At 72.4% G+C, this 24,523-nt stretch carries 26 protein-coding genes; 5 read left to right on the forward strand and 21 right to left on the reverse strand.

The features are described from left to right. Window positions 1–33: 33 nt before the first annotated feature. Window positions 34–345, forward strand: coding sequence for a transcriptional regulator (locus DEI84_RS15415; protein ID WP_146236259.1), 312 nt, complete (start codon window positions 34–36; stop codon window positions 343–345). Further along, window positions 342–1,022 (forward strand): nucleotidyl transferase AbiEii/AbiGii toxin family protein, encoded by a 681-nt coding sequence (locus DEI84_RS00915; protein WP_258371639.1) that lies wholly within the window; start codon window positions 342–344, stop codon window positions 1,020–1,022. The genes DEI84_RS15415 and DEI84_RS00915 overlap by 4 nt, the downstream gene beginning before the upstream one ends. Here DEI84_RS00915 and DEI84_RS00920 read toward each other — a convergent pair. The 8 genes from DEI84_RS00920 to DEI84_RS00950 form a co-directional block, all read right to left on the reverse strand. Continuing rightward, the gene (locus DEI84_RS00920; RefSeq protein WP_110889327.1) at window positions 998–1,684 is read right to left on the reverse strand and encodes a response regulator; all 687 of its coding nucleotides are present in this window, start codon (window positions 1,682–1,684) and stop codon (window positions 998–1,000) included. The genes DEI84_RS00915 and DEI84_RS00920 overlap by 25 nt on opposite strands. Continuing rightward, window positions 1,681–4,173, reverse strand: a complete 2,493-nt coding sequence (locus DEI84_RS00925; protein WP_110889328.1) for an ATP-binding protein — start codon at window positions 4,171–4,173, stop codon at window positions 1,681–1,683. Before DEI84_RS00925 ends, DEI84_RS00920 begins: the two co-directional genes overlap by 4 nt. 123 nt (window positions 4,174–4,296) lie before the next feature. Then, window positions 4,297–4,899, reverse strand: a complete 603-nt coding sequence (gene kdpC, locus DEI84_RS00930) for a potassium-transporting ATPase subunit KdpC (RefSeq protein ID WP_110889329.1) — start codon at window positions 4,897–4,899, stop codon at window positions 4,297–4,299. Then, window positions 4,896–7,043, reverse strand: coding sequence for a potassium-transporting ATPase subunit KdpB (gene kdpB, locus DEI84_RS00935; protein WP_110889330.1), 2,148 nt, complete (start codon window positions 7,041–7,043; stop codon window positions 4,896–4,898). Before kdpB ends, kdpC begins: the two co-directional genes overlap by 4 nt. Next, complete coding sequence (gene kdpA / locus DEI84_RS00940; RefSeq protein ID WP_110889331.1) at window positions 7,043–8,725, reverse strand: potassium-transporting ATPase subunit KdpA; 1,683 nt, start codon at window positions 8,723–8,725, stop codon at window positions 7,043–7,045. Before kdpA ends, kdpB begins: the two co-directional genes overlap by 1 nt. Next, window positions 8,725–8,814 (reverse strand): potassium-transporting ATPase subunit F, encoded by a 90-nt coding sequence (locus DEI84_RS00945; protein ID WP_017887940.1) that lies wholly within the window; start codon window positions 8,812–8,814, stop codon window positions 8,725–8,727. Before DEI84_RS00945 ends, kdpA begins: the two co-directional genes overlap by 1 nt. Beyond that, window positions 8,811–9,032 carry a hypothetical protein gene (locus DEI84_RS15420; protein ID WP_146236260.1) on the reverse strand — a complete coding sequence of 74 codons (222 nt, stop codon included), beginning with the start codon at window positions 9,030–9,032 and terminating at the stop codon, window positions 8,811–8,813. The genes DEI84_RS00945 and DEI84_RS15420 overlap by 4 nt, the downstream gene beginning before the upstream one ends. Continuing rightward, entirely contained in the window at window positions 8,998–10,017 is a 1,020-nt protein-coding gene (locus DEI84_RS00950; protein ID WP_110889332.1) for a YafY family protein, read from the reverse strand. The genes DEI84_RS15420 and DEI84_RS00950 overlap by 35 nt, the downstream gene beginning before the upstream one ends. 102 nt (window positions 10,018–10,119) lie before the next feature. Here DEI84_RS00950 and DEI84_RS00955 point away from each other — a divergent pair, with 102 nt between their 5' ends. Beyond that, window positions 10,120–10,539, forward strand: a complete 420-nt coding sequence (locus tag DEI84_RS00955) for a VOC family protein (RefSeq protein WP_110889333.1) — start codon at window positions 10,120–10,122, stop codon at window positions 10,537–10,539. A 40-nt stretch (window positions 10,540–10,579) separates the two neighbouring features. Here the strand turns inward: DEI84_RS00955 and DEI84_RS00960 are convergent, their stop codons facing one another. Then, window positions 10,580–11,425, reverse strand: a complete 846-nt coding sequence (locus DEI84_RS00960; protein ID WP_110889334.1) for a putative RNA methyltransferase — start codon at window positions 11,423–11,425, stop codon at window positions 10,580–10,582. 36 nt (window positions 11,426–11,461) lie between these two features. On the opposite strand from DEI84_RS00960, the gene DEI84_RS00965 reads away from it, so the two are divergent. Beyond that, window positions 11,462–12,076 (forward strand): hypothetical protein, encoded by a 615-nt coding sequence (locus tag DEI84_RS00965; protein WP_110824325.1) that lies wholly within the window; start codon window positions 11,462–11,464, stop codon window positions 12,074–12,076. Window positions 12,077–12,135: 59 nt separating this feature from the next. Beyond that, a complete protein-coding gene (locus DEI84_RS00970; protein ID WP_110889335.1) occupies window positions 12,136–13,074 on the forward strand; it encodes an aldo/keto reductase family oxidoreductase in 939 nt (312 codons plus the stop codon). A 45-nt stretch (window positions 13,075–13,119) separates the two neighbouring features. On the opposite strand, the gene DEI84_RS00975 is transcribed toward DEI84_RS00970, so the two are convergent. The 12 genes from DEI84_RS00975 to DEI84_RS01030 form a co-directional block, all read right to left on the reverse strand. Then, a complete protein-coding gene (locus DEI84_RS00975) occupies window positions 13,120–13,317 on the reverse strand; it encodes a hypothetical protein (RefSeq protein ID WP_110824327.1) in 198 nt (65 codons plus the stop codon). 48 nt (window positions 13,318–13,365) lie between these two features. After that, window positions 13,366–13,650, reverse strand: a complete 285-nt coding sequence (locus DEI84_RS00980; protein ID WP_110889336.1) for a hypothetical protein — start codon at window positions 13,648–13,650, stop codon at window positions 13,366–13,368. 54 nt (window positions 13,651–13,704) lie between these two features. Then, window positions 13,705–15,333, reverse strand: coding sequence for a serine/threonine-protein kinase (locus DEI84_RS00985; protein WP_110889337.1), 1,629 nt, complete (start codon window positions 15,331–15,333; stop codon window positions 13,705–13,707). A 45-nt stretch (window positions 15,334–15,378) separates the two neighbouring features. After that, window positions 15,379–16,218 (reverse strand): phosphatase PAP2 family protein, encoded by an 840-nt coding sequence (locus DEI84_RS00990; RefSeq protein WP_110824330.1) that lies wholly within the window; start codon window positions 16,216–16,218, stop codon window positions 15,379–15,381. Window positions 16,219–16,267: 49 nt separating this feature from the next. Continuing rightward, window positions 16,268–17,953, reverse strand: coding sequence for a bifunctional 3'-5' exonuclease/DNA polymerase (locus DEI84_RS00995; protein ID WP_110889338.1), 1,686 nt, complete (start codon window positions 17,951–17,953; stop codon window positions 16,268–16,270). Window positions 17,954–18,002: 49 nt separating this feature from the next. Next, window positions 18,003–18,197: a multidrug transporter gene (locus DEI84_RS01000; protein WP_110824332.1), complete on the reverse strand. Its 195-nt coding sequence runs from the start codon at window positions 18,195–18,197 to the stop codon at window positions 18,003–18,005. After that, a complete protein-coding gene (locus tag DEI84_RS01005) occupies window positions 18,194–18,982 on the reverse strand; it encodes a hypothetical protein (protein WP_110889339.1) in 789 nt (262 codons plus the stop codon). The genes DEI84_RS01000 and DEI84_RS01005 overlap by 4 nt, the downstream gene beginning before the upstream one ends. After that, window positions 18,979–19,887, reverse strand: a complete 909-nt coding sequence (locus DEI84_RS01010) for a carbohydrate ABC transporter permease (RefSeq protein ID WP_181419465.1) — start codon at window positions 19,885–19,887, stop codon at window positions 18,979–18,981. The genes DEI84_RS01005 and DEI84_RS01010 overlap by 4 nt, the downstream gene beginning before the upstream one ends. After that, window positions 19,884–20,843 carry a carbohydrate ABC transporter permease gene (locus DEI84_RS01015; protein ID WP_110824334.1) on the reverse strand — a complete coding sequence of 320 codons (960 nt, stop codon included), beginning with the start codon at window positions 20,841–20,843 and terminating at the stop codon, window positions 19,884–19,886. The genes DEI84_RS01010 and DEI84_RS01015 overlap by 4 nt, the downstream gene beginning before the upstream one ends. Window positions 20,844–20,964: 121 nt before the next feature. After that, window positions 20,965–22,281, reverse strand: coding sequence for a sugar ABC transporter substrate-binding protein (locus DEI84_RS01020; protein ID WP_110889340.1), 1,317 nt, complete (start codon window positions 22,279–22,281; stop codon window positions 20,965–20,967). Beyond that, the gene (locus DEI84_RS01025; protein WP_110889341.1) at window positions 22,278–23,519 is read right to left on the reverse strand and encodes a Gfo/Idh/MocA family protein; all 1,242 of its coding nucleotides are present in this window, start codon (window positions 23,517–23,519) and stop codon (window positions 22,278–22,280) included. The genes DEI84_RS01020 and DEI84_RS01025 overlap by 4 nt, the downstream gene beginning before the upstream one ends. 155 nt (window positions 23,520–23,674) lie before the next feature. After that, window positions 23,675–24,463, reverse strand: coding sequence for a DeoR/GlpR family DNA-binding transcription regulator (locus DEI84_RS01030; RefSeq protein WP_110824337.1), 789 nt, complete (start codon window positions 24,461–24,463; stop codon window positions 23,675–23,677). Between the last annotated feature and the right edge of the window lie 60 nt (window positions 24,464–24,523).

Below are 24,523 nucleotides of genomic sequence, written 5' to 3' on the forward strand. Positions count from 1 at the left end.
CGGCTCTGGCACGATCGGAGCGAGGGAGGTGTGATGAACCCGCGTGTGCTGTTCCAGGACGTCAAGCCGGTCGACGTCGTCGCCTCCCTCGACGACCTCCGCGGTCCGGCAACCGGTCCGCTCGTGCTCCCGCTCGCGGTCTACTGGGGCCCGGAACCGCTGGTCGACCTGGCATCCACCTCGGACGTCGCCAAGGCGTACCAAGCGGTCCTCCGCGAGGGCGACGCCAGAGCCCAGGCGGCGCTGCTCGACCGGGACCTGCTCGTCCGGACATGGCCGGATCTCTTGCTGCCCGATCGCGTCCGGGCAGCGTGGGAGGCGCACTTCCCGAAGTTGACGGCGTGACCGACCTGCGCGCTGCGCAGCGGGAGGTCACCGCGCTCGTCCTGAGGACGGTCGGCGGACAGGGCTTCGTGCTCGCTGGCTCCGGCGCGATCCGCGAGCACGGCCTCGTCGACCGGCCGACCCGCGACATCGACCTGTTCACCGACCGGTACGACCGCGAGTTGTTCCGTACCGCAGTCGAGGACGCGGTCGGCGTCCTCTCCGGACACGGGTACCGGGTGGACGTCCGACGGCACGACGAGCTGTTCGCGCAGCTCCTGGTGACGTCCGCGCAGGGTGACCGTGTGGAGATGGACCTCGGGTACGACTGGCGCGGCCATGCCCCGGCGGATCTCCCGATCGGGCCGGTGCTGGCCGCGGACGACGCCGTCGCCTCCAAGCTCGACGCGCTCTACGGCCGCCTCGAGGTGCGCGACTTCATCGACGTCGACGCGATCCGGGCCTCCGGCCGGTGGACGGACGCCGATCTCCTGCGTCTCGTCGCTGAGCGGGACGACGGGTACGACCCCGTCGTCTTCGCACAGCAGCTCCGCCTCGTGACCCGCGTCGCGGACGACCGGTTCGCCGAGTACGGCGTCGCTCCGCCGGAGGTCGCCGCCCTCCGGCAGCGCGCGCTCGCCTGGGCGGGCGAGTTGGAGGACGAGACCGGGGGTCAGCCCGCCGGCGCGAACCGGTAGCCCATCCCCGACTCCGTCACGAGGTACCGCGGGTGCGACGGCTCCGGCTCGAGCTTCCGCCGCAGCTGCGCCATGTACAGCCGCAGGTACCCGGAGTCGGTGCCGTGCGTCGGACCCCACACCTCGGTGAGGAGCATCTCCCGCGTCAGCAGTCGGTCGGGATTCGTCACGAGGACCTCGAGCAGCCGCCACTCGGTCGGGGTGAGCCGGATCGCCGGACCGTCGGGCGCGGTGACCTGCTTCGCGACGAGGTCCACCACGAGGTCGCCGACCCGGATCGTCGGCGCTGCCTCGCCGCCCGCGGGAGCCCGGCGTCGCCCGAGCGCCCGGAGCCTGGCGAGGAGCTCGTCCATCTCGAACGGCTTCGTCACGTAGTCGTCGGCACCGGCGTCGAGCGCGTCGACCTTGTCGCCCGAGTCCGTCCGCCCGGACAGCACGAGCACGGGTACCTGCGACCACCCGCGGATGCCCTCGAGCACCCCGATGCCGTCGAGCCGCGGCATGCCGAGGTCGAGCATGACGATGTCCGGCCGCTCGGTGATGACGGCGTCGATGGCCGCCCGACCGTCCCGGGCCGTGACAACCTCGTACCCGCGGGCCCCGAGCGTCACGGCGAGCGCCCGCACGAGCTGCGCGTCGTCGTCCGCGATCAACACCTTCATCGTCCCACCACTCCCAGGTGTCCGGCGATCGGCAACCGCACCACGACGGTGAGCCCGCCGCCCGGGGTGTCGTCGACCTCGATCGTGCCGCCCATGCCCTCGGTGAACCCGCGCGCGAGCGCCAGCCCGAGCCCGAGCCCGGTCTCGTTGTCGGTGTCGCCGAGGCGCTGGAACGGCTGGAACACGTCCTCGCGCCGGTCCTCGGGGATGCCCGGACCGCGGTCGGCGACCCGGAGTTCGACCCCGCCGGCGAAGGCGCTCGCCGCGATCCGGACGCGCTCGCCGTCGGGTGAGTAGCGGACGGCGTTGGCGAGCAGGTTCACGACGACGCGCTGCAGCAGCACGGGGTCGGCGAGCACCGGCGGGAGCTCGGCGGGCAGGTCGAGGTCGACGTCCTCCGGCCCGAGCTCGAGTTCGTCGAGCGCGGGGGCGACGACCGTGTCGAGCGAGGTCGGGACCGGGGACGCGGCCAGTACCCCGGCCTGCACACGGCTGACGTCGAGCAGGTCGCCCAACAGCACCGCCAGTTGACGGAGGCTCTCGTCGGCGGTGGCGAGCAGGGCCTCCCGGTCGGCTTCGCGCAACCGCACGTCCCGCGCCCGGAGGGACTGCACGGCCGCGGACGCGGCGGCGATCGGCCGCCGCACGTCGTGGCTGACGGCCGCCAGGATCGCGCTCCGCACCCGGTCGACCGCGGTGATCCGCTCGGCGTCGACGGCGGTGCGGGTCAGCGCGCGGTGCTCGAGGGCGGCGTCGAGCTGCTGCTCGACGACCCGCAGCAGCCGGCGCTGGGTGGGGTCGTCAGGCGCACCGGCGAACTCCAGGACGGCGCCGGACGGGAGGCTCGTGGTCGCGTCCGGTGCGTCCCCGAACGTCCCCGACGTCGCCGGCACCTCGTCGCCCTGGCGGACCCGGACCCCGGCGAAGCCGAACGCCTCGCGGGTCCGGTCGACGAGGGCCTGGAGGGCGTCGTCGCCGCGGAGGACGCTGCCGGCGATCCCGACGAGGAGCCCGGACTCGGCGGCCGCGCGGCGGGCGGTGCGGGACCGGCGGGCGGAGCGGTCGACCACGAAGCTGACGAGCACGGCGCTGACGACGTACATGACGAGGGCGACCAGGTGCCAGGGCTGTTGCACGGTGACCTGGTGCAGGGGTTGCACGAAGAAGAAGTCGAGACTCAACCCGGAGAGCACGGCGGCGAACACCGCGGGGAGCATGCCGCCGATGAGCGCCACCACGAGCACGAGCAGCTGGTAGGCCAGGACGTCGACCGTGATGGAGTCGGGGTCGTCGGTCAGGCTGAGCAGCCAGGTCAACAGCGGCCCGGCGACCAGCGCGAGCACGAAGGCGGCGAGCACCCGGCTGCGGGACAGGCTCCCGCCGAGCTTCGGCAGCGCGAACCCGCCGCCGGCGCGCTCGTGCGTCACGACGTGCACGTCGATGTCGCCGGACTCGCGGATGACCGTGCTGCCGATGCCCGGGCCGGTGAGTGCGGCGGCGAGTCGGCTGCGACGGCTGATGCCCATCACGATCTGCGTCGCGTCGATCGAGCGGGCGAAGCGGACGAGGGTCGTCGGCACGTCGTCGCCGACGACCTGGTGGTAGGTGCCGCCGAGCTGTTCGAGCAGGGCGCGCTGCGTGCCGAGCGCACCAGGGTGGCGCTCGCGGAGGCCGTCGTTCGTCGTGACGTGCACGGCCGCGAGCTCGCCGCCGGCGGACCGGGCCGCGATGCGGGCGCCGCGACGGAGCAGGGTCTCGCCCTCCGGGCCTCCCGTCAGGGCGACGAGGACGCGCTCCCGCGTCTCCCACCGGTTCGCGATGCCGTGTTCGGCGCGGTACCGCTTCAGGGCGTCGTCGACCTCGTCGGCGAGCCAGAGCAGCGCGATCTCGCGGAGGGCGGTGAGGTTGCCCAGCCGGAAGTAGTTCGACAGTGCGGCGTCGACGCGGGCGGCCGGGTACACGAGCCCGTCGGACAGCCGGTCGCGCAGGGCCTGCGGGGAGAGGTCGACGACCTCGATCTGGTCGGCCGCGCGGACGACGGCGTCCGGGACGGTCTCGCGCTGCACGGTGCCGGTGATCTCGCGGACGACGTCGCCGAGTGACTGCATGTGCTGCACGTTCACCGTCGAGATGACGTCGATGCCCGCGGCCCGGAGCGCCTCGACGTCCTGCCAGCGCTTCTCGTGCGGGCTGCCCGGGGCGTTCGTGTGGGCGAGCTCGTCGACGAGGGCGACCTCGGGGCGACGGGCGAGCACGGCGTCGAGGTCCATGTCGTCGAGCGCGACCCCGCGGTGCTCGACCGTCCGGCGCGGGACGACCTCGAGCCCGTCGACGAGCGCGGCGGTGGCGGCGCGGCCGTGGGTCTCGACGACGGCGACGACCACGTCCCGCCCGTGGTCGGCCATCCGACGCCCCTCTTCGAGCATCGTGTAGGTCTTGCCGACGCCGGGGGCCGCACCGAGCAGCACCCGCAGCTTGCCTCGCTTCACGTGCTCATCCTCTCCTGCTCGGTGCCCGGCGCGGACCGGATCTGCACGTCTTCGTCCAGCTCGAACCGCAGTCACACGCGGTTCGGACGGGTCCCGGTTGCACGAGTCCGGTCCACACCGGGGTCAGCGCGCCCGCGCCAGGGCCAGGTTCAGCTCGAGGACGTTCACCGCGGGGGCGCCGAGCACGCCGAGCTGGCGGCCGTCGGTGTGCTCGGCGACCAGGGCACGCACCCGGGCCTCGGACAGCCCGCGGGCGGCGGCGACACGGGACACCTGCTGCTCCGCGTACGCCGGGCTGATGTCCGGGTCGAGGCCGGAGCCCGACGCGGTCACGGCGTCCGCGGGCACCTGCGATGCGGGCACGCCGTCGGCCTCCGCGATCGCGGCTCGGCGCTCCTCGACGGCCTTCGTCAGGTCGGGGTTGGACGGGCCCAGGTTGGACCCGGACGACGCACCGGCGTCGTACCCCTCCTCCCCCGCGGCGGAAGGACGGGACTGGAACCAGCGGTCCGCTTCCTTGCCGGCGAAGGACTGGCCGATGAGGGAGGAACCGACGACCGTGCCGGACGAGTCGGTGACCATCGAGCCGTTCGCCTGGTCGGAGAAGGCGGCCTGGCCGACGCCCCACACCGCGAGCGGGTAGGCGACGCCGAGGACGACGGTGGCGAGCACGGTGAGGCGGACGGCCACGCCGGCGGAGCGGGAGAACGAACGAGTGGAAGTCATGACGAGAACCCCGGGATGAGACCGACCACGAGGTCGATCAGCTTGATGCCGATGAAGGGGACGACCACGCCGCCGAGCCCGTAGACGAGCAGGTTGCGGCCGAGGATCGACGACGCCGACGCTGCGCGGTACTTCACGCCACGCAGGGACAGCGGGATGAGCGCGACGATGACGAGCGCGTTGAAGACGATCGCCGACAGGATCGCCGACGCGGGGCTGTGCAGCCCCATGACGTTGAGGACACCGAGGCCCGGGAACGTCGCCTGGAACATCGCCGGGATGATGGCGAAGTACTTCGCGATGTCGTTGGCGATGGAGAACGTGGTCAGGGCACCGCGGGTGATGAGGAGCTGCTTGCCGATCCGGACGACGTCGATGAGCTTGGTCGGGTCCGAGTCGAGGTCGACCATGTTGCCGGCCTCCTTCGCCGCGGTCGTCCCGGTGTTCATCGCGACGCCGACGTCCGCCTGGGCCAGCGCCGGGGCGTCGTTCGTGCCGTCACCGGTCATCGCGACGAGGTTGCCGCCCTCCTGCTCCCGCTTGATGAGCGCGAGCTTGTCCTCCGGCGTGGCCTCGGCGAGGTAGTCGTCGACGCCGGCCTCGGCGGCGATCGCCTTCGCGGTGCGCGGGTTGTCGCCCGTGATCATCACGGTGCGGATGCCCATGCTGCGGAGTTCGGTGAAGCGCTCGGCGAGGCCGTCCTTGACGACGTCCTTGAGGTGCACGACACCGAGCAGCGCGACCCGGCCCGACGGGTCCTTCCGGGCGACGACGAGCGGGGTCCCACCCTGGTCGGAGACCTCGGCGACGGTGGCGTCGACGGACGCCGTGACGGCGGGGTCGCTCGTGTCCGCCCACGCGAGCACCGCTGCCGCGGCGCCCTTGCGGACCTCGGTGCCGTCCGGCAGGTCGACGCCCGACATGCGCGTCTGTGCGGTGAACGGCACCTCGACGGCACCGGCCGGGAGGCCCTGCACGGCCCCGGCGGTCAGCGCCAGGTCCACGATGGAGCGGCCCTCGGGCGTCCCGTCGGCAGCGCTGGACAGCGCGGCCGCGGCCGTGAGGTCGGCCTCGGTCACCCCGGGCACCGGCACGAACCGGGAGGCCCGACGGTTGCCGTACGTGATCGTGCCGGTCTTGTCGAGGAGCAGCGTGGTGATGTCACCGGCTGCCTCGACCGCGCGGCCCGACATCGCGAGGACGTTGTGCTGCACGAGCCGGTCCATGCCGGCGATGCCGATCGCCGAGAGCAGCGCCCCGATGGTGGTCGGGATGAGGCAGACGAGCAGGGCGATGAGCACCGTGATGCTGACCGTCGAGCCGACGAGCCCGGCGATCGGCTGCAGCGTGAGGCAGACGATGACGAACACGATCGACAGCGACGCGAGCAGGATGTTGAGCGCGATCTCGTTCGGCGTCTTCTGCCGCGCGGCACCCTCGACGAGCCGGATCATCCGGTCGATGAAGGTCTCGCCCGGGGTGGACGTGATGCGCACCACGATCCGGTCGGACAGCACGCGGGTGCCGCCCGTGACGGCACTGCGGTCGCCGCCGGACTCGCGGATGACCGGTGCGGACTCGCCCGTCACGGCGGACTCGTCGACCGAGGCGATGCCGTCGACGACGTCCCCGTCGCCGGGGATCACCTCGCCGGCGACCACGACGACGAGGTCGCCCTTCGCCAGGTCGACCGACGCGACGTCCTCGGTGGACGCCGACAGTGCGGCCGGGTCGGCCGGGGAGTACCCGACGATGCGCCGGGCGGTGGTCGTCGAGCGGGTCTTCCGCAGGGTGTCGGCCTGGGCCTTGCCCCGGCCCTCGGCGACGGACTCCGCCAGGTTGGCGAACAGGACGGTCAGCCACAGCCAGACGGCGATGACGAGGGTGAAGGAGGACGGGACGGGCGCGCCGGAGTCGGCCGCGCCTCCCGTCCGGCTGAACGGCTCGACGACGGCGGTGACCGTCGTCAGGGCCGCGCCCACCTCGACGAGGAACATGACCGGGTTCTTCCACATGAGCCGGGGGTCCAGCTTGCGGAAGGCGCCCGGGAGGCCCGCCGCCAGTTGGCGGGGCCCGAACGCCGACGGGCGTCGGCCCGGTTCGGGGGTCGTGTGCTGCTCCGTCTCGGGAGTCAGGGTGGTCATCAGGACAGTCCTTCTGCGAGCGGCCCCAGTGCGAGCACCGGGAAGTAGGTGAGTGCGGTGACGATGACGGCGACGCCACCGAGGAGCGCGATGAACAGCGGCCGGTGCGTCGGCAGGGTGCCGACGGTCGCGGGGACCTTGTCCTGCGCGGCGAGCGACCCGGCGAGCGCCAGGACGAACACCATCGGCACGAAGCGGCCGAGCAGCATCGCGACACCGAGCGCGGAGTTCATCCACGTCGTGTTCGCGGTGAGACCGCCGAAGGCCGAGCCGTTGTTGTTGCCGGCGCTGGTGAACGCGTAGAGCAGTTCGGACAGGCCGTGGTTGCCCGGGTTGAAGAGGCTCGTGCCGAGCACCTGCTCCCGGACGCCCGGGATGACGAGCGACAGCGCCGTGCCGAGCAGCACCACGGTCGGGGTGACCAGGATGTACAGCGCCGCGAAGGTCATCTCCTTGGCGCGGATCTTCTTGCCGAGGTACTCCGGCGTGCGGCCGACGAGCAGCCCGCCGATGAACACCGTGATCACGGCGAGCACGAGCATGCCGTACAGGCCCGAGCCGACGCCGCCGGGGGTGACCTCGCCGAGCATCATGTTGACGAGCGCCATCATGCCGCCGAGCGGGGTGAAGCTGTCGTGCATGGCGTTCACGGCGCCCGTGGACGTCGAGGTCGTCGCCGTCCCGAAGAGCGTCGAGCCGAGGATGCCGAAGCGGACCTCCTTGCCCTCCATCGCGGCACCCGCGGCGTGCGTCGCGGCACCGCCACCGGCGAGCTCCGCGATCGACATCGCCGAGAGCGACACCAGGAAGATGCTGCTCATCACGGTGACGATCGCGGTCCCCTGACGGGTGTCGCCGACCATCCTCCCGAAGGCGCGCGGCAGGGAGAACGGGATGACGAGCATGAGGAACACCTCGAACAGGTTCGTCCACGCCTGCGGGTTCTCGAACGGGTGCGCCGAGTTCGCGTTGAAGTAGCCGCCACCGTTCGTGCCGAGCATCTTGATCGCCTCCTGCGAGGCGACGAACCCGTCCGGGACGTGCTGCGTCCCGCCGGCGAGCGTCGCGACGTCCGTGCCGGCGCCCCACGACTGGATGACACCACCGGCGACGAGCACGAGGGCGGAGACGAACGCCAGCGGCAGGAGCAGACGACCGGTGCCACGGACGACGTCGACCCAGATGTTGCCGATCGTGCCCTGACGGCGGCGGGCGAATCCGCGGACGAGGGCGACGGCGACGGACAGGCCGACGGCGGCGGACAGGAAGTTCTGCACCGCGAGGCCGGCCATCTGCACGGTGTACCCGACGGTGACCTCGGGCGAGTACGACTGCCAGTTCGTGTTCGCGACGAACGAGGCTGCCGTGTTGAACGCGAGTGCGGGGCCCACGGCGGGCAGGCCGAGGTCGCCCGGCAGCACGATCTGGATGCGCTGGAGCAGGTACACGAGCAGGAGCCCGACGACGCTGAACAGCAGCACGCCGCGGAGGTAGGCGGGCCAGGACTGCTCGGCGTCGGGGTCGACGCCGATCACGCGGTACACGAGTCGCTCGACACGGCCGTGCCGGGGGCTCGTGAAGACGCGGGCCATCCAGTCGCCGACGGGACGGTGCACGAGGACGAGCAGCAGGACGAGGACCGCGACCTGGGCGATGCCCGCCCAGGTCTGCGCGGTGCCCATCAGAACCGCTCGGGGCGCACGAGCGCCCAGACGAGGTACACGACAGCGGCGATGCCGAGGACGGCAGCGGCGATGGTGATGCCGATCACAGCCGCTCCACCCCCTTGGCGATCAGTGTCACGACGCCGAAGACGGCGAGGACACCGGCGACGACGAAGACGTCGAACACGTGGGACTCCTGGAGATCGAGGTGCCCGCGGCAGGTGCCGTGGACCGCACCGGTGGTGGTGCGGTACCGATGCTGTGCCCGGTGCTGTGCCTCGCGGCCCGTCCTAACGGTTCCCTGACGGACGCGTGCGCGACGCATGCGCGCCACTAACAGAGGCGCGCAGCTGATCGGCGAGCGCCGTCGTCGCCGTTCGGAGATGCTCCGGACCGACCACCGTGAACGGCACGGTGAACCCGGCGAACCGGGCCGCGAGCGCCGGCCGCGACCACGACCCCGTCGTCAGCCGACAGGTGCCGTCGTCGAGGTCCTCGAGCACGGCGTCGTCGTCGACGTACGGTGCGACTCCGTTCGCCGGGACGTGGAGGACGGCGGTGCCGGTGCACGGCCAGCCACGTCCGAGGGGATCAGCGGTCCCCTCGGCCCCGCGGAACCGGGCCGCGACGAACGCCGCCGGGTCACCGCCCGGCACCGGCCGGGGTGTGAACGCCAGACCGCTCGGCGCCCGGGGCTGCATCCGGTCGATGCGGTACGTGCGCCAGTCGTCCGCATCGGGCGACCAGGCGAGGAGGTACCAGCGACCCGACCGCGCGACGACGGCGTGCGGCTCGACGCGGCGGGTCGGCCCGCCGTCCGTACCGACGCCGGGCCAGGCGGACGTGTACCCGAAGCGGAGGACGTGGGCGGAGCGGACGGCGTCGCTCACGGCGACCAGGACCGCGGGGTCCACGACGGTGCTCTCCGGCGCGGTCGCGACCTCGACCGCGTCGATCCGGTGGCGGAGCCGCGACGGCATCACCTGGCGCACGGTCGCGATGGCCCGCGCTGCGGCGTCGGCGATGTCCGCGCCGGACGCCGGTGCGACGGCGAGCGCCAGGGCGACGGCGACCGCCTGGTCGTCATCGAACAGGAGCGGTGGCAACTCCGAGCCCGCGGCCAACCGGTAGCCACCGGTCGGGCCACGGAGCGACGTGATCCGGTAGCCGAGCTCCCGCAGGCGGTCGACGTCGCGGCGCACGGTCCTCGGGCTGACGTCGAGCCGCTCGGCCAGCACGTCACCGGCCCAGTCGCGCCGGACCTGCAGCAGCGACAGCAGGGTGAGCATGCGAGACGACGGTCCGGACATGGTGCGAGTCTGCCGGAGGATGCGGACACGATCTGACCGCATCACCGGGGAGGCTCGTCAGCAGCGCGGCCGGAGCGGTCGCCACCAGCACGAGGAGTCGACATGACGTTCACCACCACCCCGCACCTCAACTTCGACGGCCGGGCCCAGGATGCCCTGGCGTTCTACGCGGCCGCCTTCGGGACCGAGGCCTCGGTCGCCACGTACGGGCAGGCGGGCGCATCGGAGGACCCGGCGTGGGCCGACCGGGTCGTCTTCGGTCAGGTCGAGCTCCCCGGGGGCGCCCGGGTCATGGCGTTCGACGTCTGGCCGGGACAGCCCTACGACCAGGGCCAGAACGCCTCCTACGTGTACCTGATCGCCACGGACGAGGCCGAGCTCCGCGCCGCGTGGGACGGGCTCGCCGTGGGCGCCGAGGTCCGGCAGCCGCTGGGCCCGTCGGCGTGGTCGCCCCTGGCCGGGCAGCTCCGCGACGAGTTCGGGGTCGTGTGGGCGTTCGACATGCCGCAGCAGCAGTCCTGACCCGCCTGGACCGGGCGTGCCACGCGCGCGCCCGGCCCGGTCAGCCGACCGGCACCCAGGTGCTCACGGTCACGGTGGCGGTCACGGTCGTCGGCGCGAAGACCGTGTCCGCCGCGACGTGGTGGTGACTCGGCCCCATGTGCACCACGTCGTGCACGTCCTCGGCGGACAGGTCCATCGTCCACGTCAGGTCCTCGCTCGACCGGAGCGCGAACGCCGGCGTGAGGGACCCGTGCAGGCGCCGCTCCTTCTCGGGGTCGACGCTGATCGTCGCCTCGGCGAGTTCCGCGAGGTGCCCGACCCGGGGCGTCACGACGGCCAACACCCCGGCGGGGTGCAGCACCCGGGCGTACTCCCGCTGGTTCCGCGGTGCGAAGACGTCCAGCACGACGGCCGCGGCGTCGTCGATGACCGGGAGGCGCTCGGTCACGTCCCCGACGACGGCCCCGGCGCGCGTGTGGACGCGCGCCGCACGTCGGATCGCGACGGCCGACAGGTCCAGGGCGACCCCGAGCCTCACGTCCGGTCCTGCCGGTCCGTCCTCCTCCGCCGGTCGCGCGGCGTCGAGCACGTGCGCGAGGTAGGTGCCCGGGCCGGAGCCGACGTCGAGGACGATGCCGGGAGCGGTCGCGCTGACGGTGACGGCGGCGAGCGCACGTTCCACGGGCGCGTAGTGCCCGCGCCCGAGGAACCGCAGACGCGCGTCCACCATCTCCGGGGTGTCCGCGGTCAGCGCCCGGCGCTTGGCGGGCAGGAGCGTCAGGTGTCCCTGCTTCGCCTCGTCGTACCGGTGTCCGTTCGTGCACCCGGCCTGTCCGCTCCCGGTGCGCGCGAGCGGCTCGGTGCACACGGGACACGCGAGCACGGGGAGGAGGTCGTCGCGCACCGGTCCAGGGTACGGGGAGGGCGGTAGGTTGCCGGCATGGCCGTCATCCACGAAGCGACCCTCACCCCCGGCAAACTCGACGCGATCAGCGCCTGGCTGCCCGGACAGCCCTGGAGCGGGGTCGGCACCCGTACCGCGGTCGAGCAGGTCGGCCGGTTCCGGTTCGACGACCCCGACGGTGAGGTCGGGGTGGAGACCTACCTCGTCCGCGCCGGGGACGGGCCCCTGCTGCACGTGCCGCTGACCTACCGCGGTGCTCCGCTCGCCGGCGCCGGCCCCTTCCTGGTCACCGAGATGGAGCACTCCGTCCTCGGGCACCGCTGGGTGTACGACGCCGTGGGCGACCCCGTGTACGCGGACGTGCTGCGCCGTGCGATCGCGACCGGCGGCCACGAGGCGGACCTGCAGCGGGCCTCCGGAGACGGCACCGTCGAGAAGGAGGGACGGGCGTCGGGCAGCGGTGCCGACGCGGAGTCCCCCACGGTGACCGAGGTCACGGTGCACACCGAGGGGACGACCACCACGATCACGACCGGGCACGGCGCCGTCGCGGTCCTCCGGGTGCTCGGAGGACCGATCCCGGCCGGAGCGACGCTCACCGCCGGCTGGGGTGTCGACCGCTCCGCGGTGGTCGCCGTCCTGCTCGCGTAGCCGAAGCGGGTACGGCCAGGGCCTCGCACGCACGGGTGGCGGCTGGCAGGATCGGTCCGGTGAAGACACTGGAGTTGCCACAGACGGACCTCACCGCTTCCGACGTCGTCGTCGGACTGATGCGGATCAACGACATGAGCGACGAGGACATCCGGTCGCTGTACGCCGCGTCGCGCGACGCGGGCGTGACGATGTTCGACCACGCGGCCGTGTACGGCGGCTGGCACGGCTGCGAGGAGCGCTTCGGTGGCGCGGTCACGCTGTCCGCGGCCGAGCGCAGCGAGATCCAGCTGCAGACCAAGGTCGGCATCCGGCCGACCGCGAACGGCGCGTACTTCGACTTCTCGTACGAGCACATCATGTCCTCGGTCGAGGAGTCGCTGACCGCCCTGCGCACCGACTTCATCGACGTGCTGCTCCTGCACCGCCCGGACGCGCTGGTCGAGCCGGACGAGGTCGCGAAGGCGTTCGACGAGCTGCACGCCGCCGGCAAGGTGCACCACTTCGGCGTCTCGAACCACACCCCGGGTCAGACCGAGTTGCTGAAGAAGTCCGTGCGGCAGCCGCTCGCGTTCAACCAGGTGCAGCTGAGCATCACGCACGCGAACGTCATCACGCAGGGCCTCGTCGCGAACATGGCCAGCCTCGACCAGTCGATCGACCGGGACAACGACATCCTCAACCACGCCCGCCTGAACGACGTCACGCTGCAGGCCTGGTCGCCGTTCCAGAAGGGCTTCTTCGACGGCGTCTTCCTGGGCGACCGCGAGCACCACGCCGAGCTCAACGACGTGCTCGAGGAGATCGCCTCGGCGCACGGCGTCACCCCGACCGGGATCGCGGTGGCGTGGATCACCCGGCACCCCGCGCACTTCCAGGTGGTGCTCGGGACGACGAACCCGCAGCGCGTCCGCGACTCCGCCGCCGGCTCGGACGTCGAGCTCAGCCGCGAGGAGTGGTACCGCGTCCTGACTGCGGCGGGGCACACCGTCCCCTGACGCCCGACCTCCGGGCCACGTCCCACCGGGCCCCGACCTGTCGCCTCAGCGCGTCGGGTCGGGGTCCTCGTCGTGGTCCCGCAGCGTCGGCGCCGCGGTCGGGTCGGTCGTCCCCCCGGACACGACCTCGATCCGGAACCCGAACGCAGCCGGGTCCTCGTCGAGCTCGAGCCCGTCGCCGCTGACCTGGTCCTCGGGGATGGCGCGACCCTTCGACGGGTCGAACGCGCTGCTCATCGACATCCGACGAGCATGCCCGGCGTCCCCGGGAGTCGCCGCAACGTCGGCTGGCTAGGAGCCGAGGTCCTCAGGGTGCAGGCGGTCGCCGGGGTGGGGCGTGCGGAAGACGGGCCCGCCGCCGGCCTCGTCCTCGTCGTCGTGCCGGACCGGGGAGTCACCGGGGTTCCCGGTCGCCTCGGCTCCGGACACGTCGGCTCCCGACGGCTCGGACCCGGAGGACTCGGGCCCGCCGGAGGCCCCGCGGGCTTCCTCGACCTCGAGTTCGTCCTGGTCGGAACCGTCCACGGGGACGTCGCTGCCCTGCTGCATGGGATCGAACGGTGCACTCATCGACATGGGTCGAGTGTGCTCCTCGCAGGTGGACAGCGCGTCCGGACTGTCCGTCGGGCGTCAGCCCCGGCCGGGAGCGTCGCCGGACTTGCCGGGCCCGCCGCCGGGGCCACCACCCGGTCCACCGTTCCCGGTGCCCTTGCCCGGGTTCGCGGGGACCTCCTGCGAGGTCGTGTCGACGCCCGTGTCCAGGGGCTCCTCGACCGGCAGACTCGTCTCGACGCTGGGCTCCGGGACCGGGACCGACGAGGGCAGTTCCTCGGCCGGCTCGCTCGGCTGTTCCTCCGCGGGCTCGCTCGGCTGCTGCTCGGCCGGCTCGCTCGGCTGCTGCTCGGCGGGCTCGCTCGGCTGCTGCTCCGCGGGCTCGCTCGGCTGCTCCTCGGCCGGCTCGCTCGACTGGTCCTCGGTGGGCTGCTGTTCGGCGGGCTCGCTGGACTGGGTGGGAGCCGGCGTCCCGTCGTCCCGGCCGAGGGCGAGCGCTGCGACCAGCACCCCGGCGACCAGGAGCACGGCGAGGACGATCACCGGCAGCACCCAGCGCTTCCGCTCGCGCTCCTCGGGCGCACTCCCCGACGGGCCGGCCGGGACGGCAGCGGTACCCGTCCGTCCACCCGCACCGCCGGCGGCACCGGCACCGGCACCGGCCGGCGTCCCGAGCACCGTGGTCGCGACGTCGTCGTCAGCGCTGCGTGCGGACTGCGTCGGCAGGCGGCGGGTCGCCGTGTCCGCATCGGAGGCTCCGCTCACCGACATCGCACGGGTCGCGGCGTCCGCCGACGCGGCTCCCGCTCCGGCCGCGGCGGCCGCCCCGACCGCCCCGCCAGCGGCAGCCGCCTTCGTGAGCGCCCCCGGGCCTCCCGGCAGGAGCTGGGTGGCGGGCGCGACGTCGTCGCGGCCGAGTGCCCGGAGCCGCGCCGCCGCTTCCGCGGCGGACGGACGGTCCTCCGGGTGCTGCGCGGTCATGACGTGCAGGAGCGTCCGCCACGCCGTCGGCAGGTGTTGGTCGATCTCGGGAGCCCGCGCGAGTCGGGCGGTGGCTGCCTCGACGGCGCTGCCGGGGAAGGCCTGCTTGCCGGTCAGGGCCTCGAGGAGCATGAGCCCGAGCGCGTACACGTCGGCCTCGCCGGTCACCGGCTGACCGAGGACCTGCTCCGGGGCCAGGTAGGCGGCCGTGCCGATCACGGTGCCGGTGCCCGTGACCCGGGCGGCGTCGCGGAGGAGCGCGATGCCGAAGTCGGCGAGCTTGACGTGCTCGCCGTCCTGCTCGAGCAGGACGTTCGCGGGCTTGACGTCCCGGTGCACGATGCCCTGCGCGTGCACGGCGGCGAGGCCCTCCGCGACCTGCGCCCCGACGCGGGCGGTCGTGACGGTGTCGAGCGGTCCCTCGCGCAACCGCGTGGCGAGGTCACTGCCCGGGACGAGCTCCATGACGAGGAACGAGTCGCCGTCGGCGGTGTCGAGAGCCGCGTCGAACAGCGTCACGAGGTTCGGGCTGCGGAGCCCGGCGAGCACGTGGATCTCGGCCTCCGCGCGAGCCCGCTCGCCGTGGTCGACCGGTCCGATCCGGAAGAGCTTGACCGCGACCTCGCGTCCGAGCTGCTCGTCGACGGCGCGGTACACCGACGCCATCCCGCCGTGTCCGAGGGTCCCGGTCACCCGGTACCTGCCACCGATCAGCCGTTCTTCCATGCAGGGGAACCTACCGGGCTCAGCTGGCGAGCACGCGCAGCCGGGTCAGGACGGGGTGGGCTCCGCTCCCCGGTGCAGCGCCGTCAGGTAGAGCCGGTGCGCGGTGATCACCACCGCGAGCCAGGCGAGGCCGAGCGCCCACGCCGCCAGGACGTCCGTCGTCCAGTGGTGCCCGAGGAACACCCGCGAGACGCCGACCGACAGGACGAACAGCGTGCCCGCGACGATCGTCCAGACCCGGGTCACGACGCGGCTCTGGCGGAGGAGCAGCAGGTACACGATGGTGCCGACGATGACGGTGGAGTTGAGGGTGTGCCCGGACGGGAACGACGGCGAGTGCTCGTACGGCGGGACGGCGTCGGACAGGGGCGGACGGCTGCGACCGATCAGGTCCTTGCCGGCGATGGTCATCGCGAGCGACCCGGCGCTGGCGGCGACGAGCAGGACGAGCGGCGTCCACGCGCGGCGCTGGACCGTGAACCCGATCAGGAAGAGCACGGCGACGATCGGCATCCCGATGGTCCCGGCGATGTCGGTCCACCACGTGACGCCCTGGTCGAGCACGGGCGAGCGGAGCGTCAGCATCCAGTCGAGCACGGGGCGGTCGAGCACGGCGACGTCGTCGGCCTCGCGCACGGCGTCGTAGACCTCGGACGCGGCCCAGGTCGCGGTCGTCGCGATGCCGATCCCGACGAGCAGCGTCAACACGAGCAACGGGAGGGCGCCGTACCGTCGACCGAGGGCGGCCCACCCGTCCGCGACCGACCGGCCGGCGCGGGTCCGCCAGCGGGTGAGGTCGACGTCGCCGACGGTCCGGTCGGCGCGCTCGCGGTCGGCGCCGCCGATCACGGGGGTCCGACCGGAGGGGGTGTCGTGCTGTTCCATCCGACCAGCCTGGACTCCCGTGGCTGTGCAGGCCCGGCCGACGGTGCGGCTACTTCGCCTCGGAGTAGGCGTCGACGACCGCCACCGACAGCGGGAAGGTGACCGGGAACCCGCCGAACATGATCCGCCCGGCGTCGACTGCGGCGGCGCGGACCTGCTCGGCCACCCACTCGGCGTCCGCGGCGGGAGCGTGCACGACGAGCTCGTCGTGCACGAAGAACACGATGTGTGCGCCGGCGGTGACGGGCCCGGACGTCCTGGTGGCGAGCCGGGTGCGGAGGCCGCCCATCCAGGAGAGCGCCCACTCCGCCGCCGTCCCCTGCACCACGAAGTTCCGGGTGAACCTGCCCCAGCTCCGGGCTCGCGACTCGACGGCCCGCTGCATGCCCGGCGACCCCTCCACCGAGTAGGCGCGGTTCCTCGCCTCGAACCAGGACGGGTCGGGGACCGGGGAGGTCCTGCCGAGCCGCGTCGTCACGGGCTCGCCGCGTTCCCCGGCCCGGGCCGCCTGCTCGACCAGGTCGAGCGCGCGCGGGAAGGCCCGGGCGAGCCGCGGGACGAACCGGCCGCCCTCGCCCTGGGTGGCGCCGTACATCGCCCCGAGCATCGCCATCTTGGCCTGCTGCCGGGTCTGCACGGCACCGGACGCCACGACCCCGTCGTACAGGTCCTGCCCGTCGCCGGCGGCCGCCATGGCGGTGTCGCCGGACATCGCCGCGAGGACCCGCGGTTCGAGCTGCGCTGCGTCCGCGACGACGAGCTTCCACCCGGGGTCGGCGACCACGGCGGCCCGGACCTGCTTCGGCAGCTGCAGGGCGCCGCCGCCGTTCGCGGCCCACCGTCCGGTGACGACCCCGCCGACGACGTACTCGGGGTGGAACCGGCCGTCCCGCACCCACTCGTCGAGCCAGGTCCAGCCGTTCGCGGTGAGCAGCCGGTACAGCCGCTTGTACTCGAGCAGCGGTTCGATCGCCGGGTGCTCCAGGTGCTGCAGCTCCCACTTCCGGGTGCTCTCCACGACGAGCCCGGCCCGCCGCAGGGACCGCAGGACGTCCGCGGGTGAGTCCGGGTTGAGGCCGGGGTCGTCGAGCCGCTCGCGCAGGACCTCGGCCAGGTCCTCGAGCTTCCGGGGACGGACGCCGTACGGGACCCGTGGTCCGAGGGCGTCGGCGAGCAGGCGCTCGTGCACGTCCGTCCGCCAGGGCAGGCCGGCGTGCTTGACCTCGGCCGCGACGAGTGCACCGGCGGACTCGGCCGCCAGCAGCAGTCGGAGCGCGCCCGGCTCGGTCGAACCGGCCACGGCGTCGAGCTGCGCCCGCAACTCCGCGACCGGGTCGAGGTCGTCGTCGGCCGGGGCGAGCGCGAACAGGTCGTCGTCGAAGAGCGACGCCTGCGTGGCCGGCGCTGGCCGGGCCTCCACGACGGCCGGTGCGTCCCAGCCGCTCTCCGGCGCCTGCGCGAGGGCGGACCCGCGGCTCGCCAGGGCGGTCCGGAGGACCCGGTGTCCCAGGCGCAGGTCGACACAGCGGGCGACCCGCCCGCCGGCGGCGAGCACCGCGGGGTACCAGCGCGCGGTGTCGGACCAGACCCAACGGACGCCCGGTGCGTCGGTCACGGCGACGAAGGCCGGGAGGTCCGACTCGGCCACCCGTGTCGGCTCGCCGTCCGGCTGCCCCGCGTCCGTCAGCGGCGTCGCGGTGACGCGGCCGCCGACGGCGGCGAGGACGAGGTGCACGGGTCGATTCTGCCGTGCGCCACCGTCCGCCCCGCACCGGGCGGTGCGCTCAGTCGCCCGGGCGGACCGCAGCGCTGTCGGCGACGTCGATGCGGACGTCGCCGGACTCGGTCTCCTCGACCTCCACGCGGGGTGCCTCGTCGTGCTCGTCGGACCCGGACATCCGGCGGAACGTGTCGTGCCGACGCTCCTCGAAGGTCATGTCGACGCCGTCGTCCAGGTGGTCTCGGTCGGGTGCGCTCATGCGGGCGACGGTACGCCGACCGGAGCGGTCCCGGCGCGCTCGGACCAGTACCCGCCAGCGGCCCACCGCTCCTGGACCGCACGCTGGAGCCGACCCGAGGGCACCGCCCGACGCGCGGACGCCAGGTCGGTGCCGAAGACGAACTTCGCCACGGAGACGTCACCCGCCCCGTGCGGATCGGCCGGTCCCGGCAGCAGCGCGAACCGCGCTGCGAAGCGCGCGGTGTTCGACGACGGGCCGAGGACGGCAGCGACCTCGGGATCGAGCAGCCACGACGAGCACACGAACGTGTCGACCGTGGACGCCGGGTCGAGCCGCCGGAGCACGGTGGGCGCGGCCGCGAACGACCGGTCGCATGCGGCCGGGTCGAGCGGTCCCGTCTCCGGCACGTGCACCCCCCACGCCAGCGTCCCGTCCGGCAGCCGGGCGGTCCGCTCGAACTGGAGGCGCCCCACGGCCACCACGCGGCCGGTCGCCACCTGGACGAGCCAGTCGAGACCCGTGCCGTCGAGCCCGTAGCGGCCGACCTTGCGGTCGACGTCGGCGACGCTCGCCGCGGCGTCCTCCGGGCTGCAACCGTGGGTGACGAGCCACTGCTCGGTGACCGGCAGCACCGCACGGAGGGCTCCGAGGAGGGCGGCCTCCCGGCGCGTCGGGCCGAGGTGGGCCACGGCGTCCTCGAGCGCCGGAGCCAGCCCCGCTGGTTCCCCCGGCGAGCCGACGGCGGCGGTGAGGAGCGCGACGGGGTCGGGGCGGGCCTCCCGTCCGTCGTCGGCCGGACTCACTTGAGACCGGAGGAGGCGAGCCCGTCGATCACCCGGCGCTGCAGCACGATGAACATGATGAGCACGGGCGCCATCGCCATCAGGCTCGCTGCCATCAGCACCGGGTAGTTCACGGTCCGGTCACTCGACAGCGTCGCGAGCCCGGCGGCCAGGGGCATGGCCTCGGCACGGGTCGACACCACGAGGGGCCAGAGCAGTTCGTTCCACGACCAGAGCACGGTGGTGATCGCGAGCACGCTCATGGACGGTCGCGCCAGGGGGAGCATGATGCGCCAGAACGTCTGGAACGGGTTCGCACCGTCCATCCGGGCAGCCTCCTCGAGCTCGGCGGGCATGTTGAGGAACGCGGTCCGCATCAGGAACGTGCCGAACGCGCTGAACAGCCCCGGCGCGACGATGCCGGCGAGGGTGTCGAGCCAGCCGAGTCCCTGCACGATCTGGTACTGCGAGATGAGGTAGACCTGCGACGGCACCAGCAGGATCGACAGCACGATCCCGAGGATCAGCCCACGGCCCCGGAACCGCATGCGCGCGAAGGCGTAGCCGGCGAGCGTGCACAGGACGATCTGCGCCACGGTCCGGATGAGCGTCACCCAGATCGACGTCCCGAGCTGGCTGAGGAACGGCAGCCGCTCGAACACCTGCGCGAAGTTGTCCCACTGCAGCTGACCCGGCCAGAACACCGGCGTCGGGGAGGTCACCTGCGCGTTGGTCGACAGCGACATGATGATCTGCCAGAGGAACGGGAACGCCATCACGAACCCACCCACCCCGAGCACCACGTGGATCCACCAGTGGCTGCCGCCGCGGCGACCGGGACGTGCCTGGCCGCGGACCCGGCTCCGGCTGGCGGCCGAGGCGGCCGCCGAGAGCTTGCTGCCGTGCGCTTCGATGATGCCGGTCATGACTGCACCCACTTCTTCTGGACACGGAACTGGACGACCGTGATGATGCCGATGAGCAGGAAGATGACCATCGCGATCGCCGCCGCGAAGCCCTTGTCGCCGTCGACGAACCCGGAGTTGTAGAAGTAGAAGACGAGGGACATCGTCTCCGGGACCACCGGGTTCAGCGGGCCGAGGATCGCGTAGAGCAGGTCGAACAGCTGGAAGCTCGAGATGGTCGTGACGATGAGCACGAAGAAGATGCTCGGGCTGAGGAGCGGCACCGTGACCGAGCGGAACTGCCGCCACCGGCTGGCGCCGTCGAGCTCGGCCGCTTCGTACAGCTCGGGCGGGATGTCCTTGAGCCCGGCTCCCAGGATGATCATCGAGAACCCGAGCGATGACCACAGCCCGACCAGCGAGACGGCGACGAGCGCGAAGCCCGGGGTCGAGATCCAGTACGGGCCGTCGATGCCGAACAGGCCGAGGAACGAGTTCACGATGCCGAAGTCGCCGTTGAACATGATGCGCCAGACCAGGGCGATCGCCGCCGGCATCGCGACGTAGGGCAGGAAGAACAGCACGCGGTAGAACTGTGCGAAGCGCAGGCCGGGGGTGTTCAGCAGGCTCGCGAGCCAGACCGCGATCGGGATGCCGAGCAGGACGATCACGGTGTAGACGATCGTGTTGCCCAGCGACTGGTAGAGCTGCGGGTCCGCCAGCAGTCGCGTGTAGTTCGCGAGTCCGGTGAAGCTCGCTCCGCCGAACACGCCCCAGCTCGTGAACGAGTAGTAGAACGTCTGGATGATCGGCCAGATGAAGAAGGTGCCGACGCCGATGAGCAGCGGCAGGACGAAGAGCCACGGCCAGAATCCGTCGCTGCGTGGGGCCCGCGTCGGCCGCGACGGGTCGGCGGGGCGGGTCTCGGGCGGCGGGGACGCCTGCGCGGCATCGGGTCGCTGGGTGTGGATCGTCATCAGGTCGCTCCTCGGCCAGGGCGGTCGGATCGGGTGGTCCGGGTGGTGCTGGGTGCTGCGGGTGGTGCGGACGTGTGGGTGCCGGCCGGTCGGGCGTGGGGCCCGACCGACCGGCTCGTCGTCACTCCTTGGCGAGTGCCGCGTCCATCTTCTGGGCGAGTTCCTTCGTCACCTGGTCGACGGGCTCGGAACCGTCGAACGCACTCGGCAGCAGGTTCGTCTCGAGGGTGTTCCACGCGGCGGTGTTCTTCGACACCGGCAGCGGCTTGGCGTAGTCGACCGCGTCGAGGAAGACCTGCAGGTCGGCATCGGGCATGGTCTTCGTGAAGGCGTCCTGCGTGCCGGTGTAGGCGGGGATGACGGCGCCCATGTCGCCCTGCTGCTGCTGGGCGGGCTTGCTGGCCAGGTAGGCCTGGAGTGCCTGCGCGGCGGCTTTCTCCTTCGAGCCCTCCGCGACGACGTTCGAGACGCCGTGGATGACGGTCGCCTGCTCCTTGCCCTTGGGCAGCGGGTAGGCGACGACGTCCTTCTCGAGGTCGGATCCGATGAGCGCGGAGCGGAACCAGCTGCCGCCCTGGTACATCGCGACCTTGCCGGAGGTGAACCACTGGTCGGCCGTGGTGTCGGTCAGCTGCTTGATCGAGGGCGAGGCCCCGGACGCGATCAGGTCGGTCCAGAAACCGATGCCCTCCTGCGTGGCCTTCGAGTCGTACCCCGACTCGTCGCCGTCGATGACCGAGCCACCGGCCTGGAAGATCGTGTCGTAGTAGGTGGTCTGCCCGTCCATGCCCGCGGCGGCGCCGTACGCACCGTCCGACTTCAGCTTCTCGGAGAGCTCGGTACCGGTCTCCTGGAAGTCGTCCCAGGTCCAGTCCTTCGACGGCATGGCCACGCCGGCCTTCTCGAACAGGGCCTTGTTCATCCAGACGCCGATGGTGTCGAAGTCCTTCGGGACGCCGTACTGGGTGCCGTCGTACGTGTAGAGCTTGTTGAGCGCTGGCGAGTAGTTCTCCGGGTCGATCGCGCCGGACTTCACCTCGCCGGTGATCGGGGCCAGCTTGCCGTTCGCTGCGTACAGCTGGAAGTTCGGGCCGTTCATCCAGAAGAGGTCGGGGAGCGTGTTGCTCGAGCCCTGCGTCTGCAGCTTCGTGAAGTAGCTGGCGTACGGCGTGACGTCGACGTTCACCGTGATGTCGGGGTACTCCTCGTTGAACCCCTTGATGTTCGCCTTGATGGCCTTCACCTGGTTCTGGTCCCAGACGGCGTACGTCAGGTTCGCCTTCGTGTCCTTCGCGACCTCACCGGAGCCGGAGTCCGAGGACCCGGCGGAGGACTGGCTGCTGCATCCGGCGAGGAGCGCGACGGCGCTGACGGCGGCAGCGAGACCGAGCAGTGCGCGGCGGCGGCCGCGGCCCGGACGGGCGGTTGGAGCGGTCATCGGGTGGTCCTTTCGGGGACGTCGTCGCGGTCGGGAGCGGTCGCGAAGTGTCGGAGGGTTGCGTCGGGGAGGGGCGGCACGTCGATGGGGACGGAGCCGTTGCGGAGCGAGCGGGTGGCGAGTGCCCCGGCGGCGACGGCGGCGCGCGCCGCGATCGGGGACAGGGTGGTCGGCTCGCCGAACGCCAGGGAACGGAGGAACTCGGTCACGGTGAGCAGGTCGGCGTCGGCGTGGCCGTCCTCGACGCCGTCGATCGGGTACTCGACGTCCCCGGCCACGTCCCAGTTCCGGCGGTGGTTCCACACCTTGACCACGCCGCCGCCGGTGTCGCCGATGTTCTCGAGGCGCCCATGGGTGCCGATGACCGTGTAGTTCCGCCAGTAGTCGGGCGTGAAGTGGCACTGCTCGTAGCTGGCCTGGACGCCGTTGTCGAGCGTCATCATGACCATCGACACGTCCTCGACGTCGACGACGGGGTTCAGGCCGGTCTGCTCGGCGGGCGGCCAGTTGTCGAACGAGAACCAGTCGGTCATGAGTTCGCCGCTGCGGTCCCGGCGGTCGGTGACGTCCCCGTAGACGGAGAGTGACCCCATGCCGACGACCCGGCTGGTGTAGGCGCCGGCGAGCGCGTGCACGACGTCGAGGTCGTGGCTGGCCTTCTGCAGCAGGAGCGAGTTCACCCGGCTGCGGTCGGCGTGCCAGTCCTTGAAGTAGTAGTCGCCGCCGTTGCCGACGAAGTGGCGGACCCAGACGGCCTTGACCTCGCCGATCTCACCGCGTGCGATCACGTCGAGCATCAGGCGCACCACGGCCGCGTGCCGGAAGTTGTGGCCGACGTAGAGCGGGGTGCCGGTCTCGGCGGCGGTGTCGAGGACGGCGTCGGCGTCCTCGACCGTGATGGCGAGGGGCTTCTCGAGGTAGACGGCGATGCCGGCCCGGAGCAGGTCGATCGCGATCTCGGCGTGGGTCCAGTCCGGGGTGGTGACGATCGCGGCGTCGACGGCGTTCGGGGCACCGTCGGTCCCGATCAGTGCGCGGTGTCCGTCCACGACGGTGGCGTCCGGCCAGGCCTCGGCAGCGCGCTGCCGGCCGGCTTCGGTGACGTCGGCGGCGGCCACGATCCGGGCGTCGACCCCGTCGGCGTCGAGCCCGGCGGCGGCCACGTGGTCCGCGATGTACGACCGCTGGCCGATGCCGACCACGCCGACTCGGAGTGTGCGGGTGCTCGTGGTGCTCATCTCGCTCCCTTGCGTGATTGTGACGGCCATGATGCCAAATCGATCATGAATGCACAATATGCGCTCATGGATCGCTCACGGAAGCGCGATGCGGGGGTTTTACACGCCGGTAACGTTCCCGCCCTCCGTCCGGAGGCGCGGGACGGGTCGGCGGGTCAGTCCGCGACCACGAGCTCCGTGCCGGCGGCTGCCAGGTCCGTGGCGAACGACGCCGGGACGCCACGGTCCGTGACCAGGACGTCGATGCGGTCGAGCGGGCAGATGCGGGCGAAGGTGGACCGCTCGATCTTCGTCGAGTCGGCGACCACGATCACCCGACGACCCACCGAGGCGAAGTGCCGGCTGACCTCGGCCTCCCCCTCGTGCATGGTCGTGGCGCCGTACTGCCCCGTCAGCCCGTCCACGCCGAGCACGACCACGTCCAGCGCGAACTCGTCGAGCGTGTCCCGGACCAGCGGCCCGATCAGCTCGTAGGACTGCCGACGGGCGACCCCACCGGTCACGACGATCTTGACGTTGGCGCGGACCGACAGCTCGTACCCGATGTTCAGGGCGTTGGTGACGATCGTGATGCCGTACTCGCCGTCGGCGCGGATGAAGCGCTCGCTCTTGCCCAGTTCCCGCGCCACCTCGGTCGTCGTGGTCCCGCCGTTCAGCCCGACCGTGTCGCCGGGAGCCACGAGGGCTGCGGTCGCCCGGGCGATCGCCGTCTTCGCCTCGGCCTGGCGGGCGATCTTGTACTGCAGCGGGAGCTCGTACCCGGCGCCGAGGGCAGCGGCGCCCCCGTGGGTCCGGGTGACGAGGCGCTGGTCGGCGAGCGTGGCGAGGTCGCGGCGGGCGGTCGCGGCGGAGATCCCGAGCTCGTCCCCGATCTCGGTGATCGAGACGTTGCCACGGTCACTCACCAGCTCGAGGAGGGCGTTGAGCCTCTGCTGCGGGGTCATGGCGTCATCCTACGGGCGCGTCTCCACCGGTCGCGTGATCGGAAATGACGTTTTGCACTT

This window comes from Curtobacterium sp. MCBD17_023 (assembly GCF_003224415.1).
Lineage (GTDB): Bacteria > Actinomycetota > Actinomycetes > Actinomycetales > Microbacteriaceae > Curtobacterium.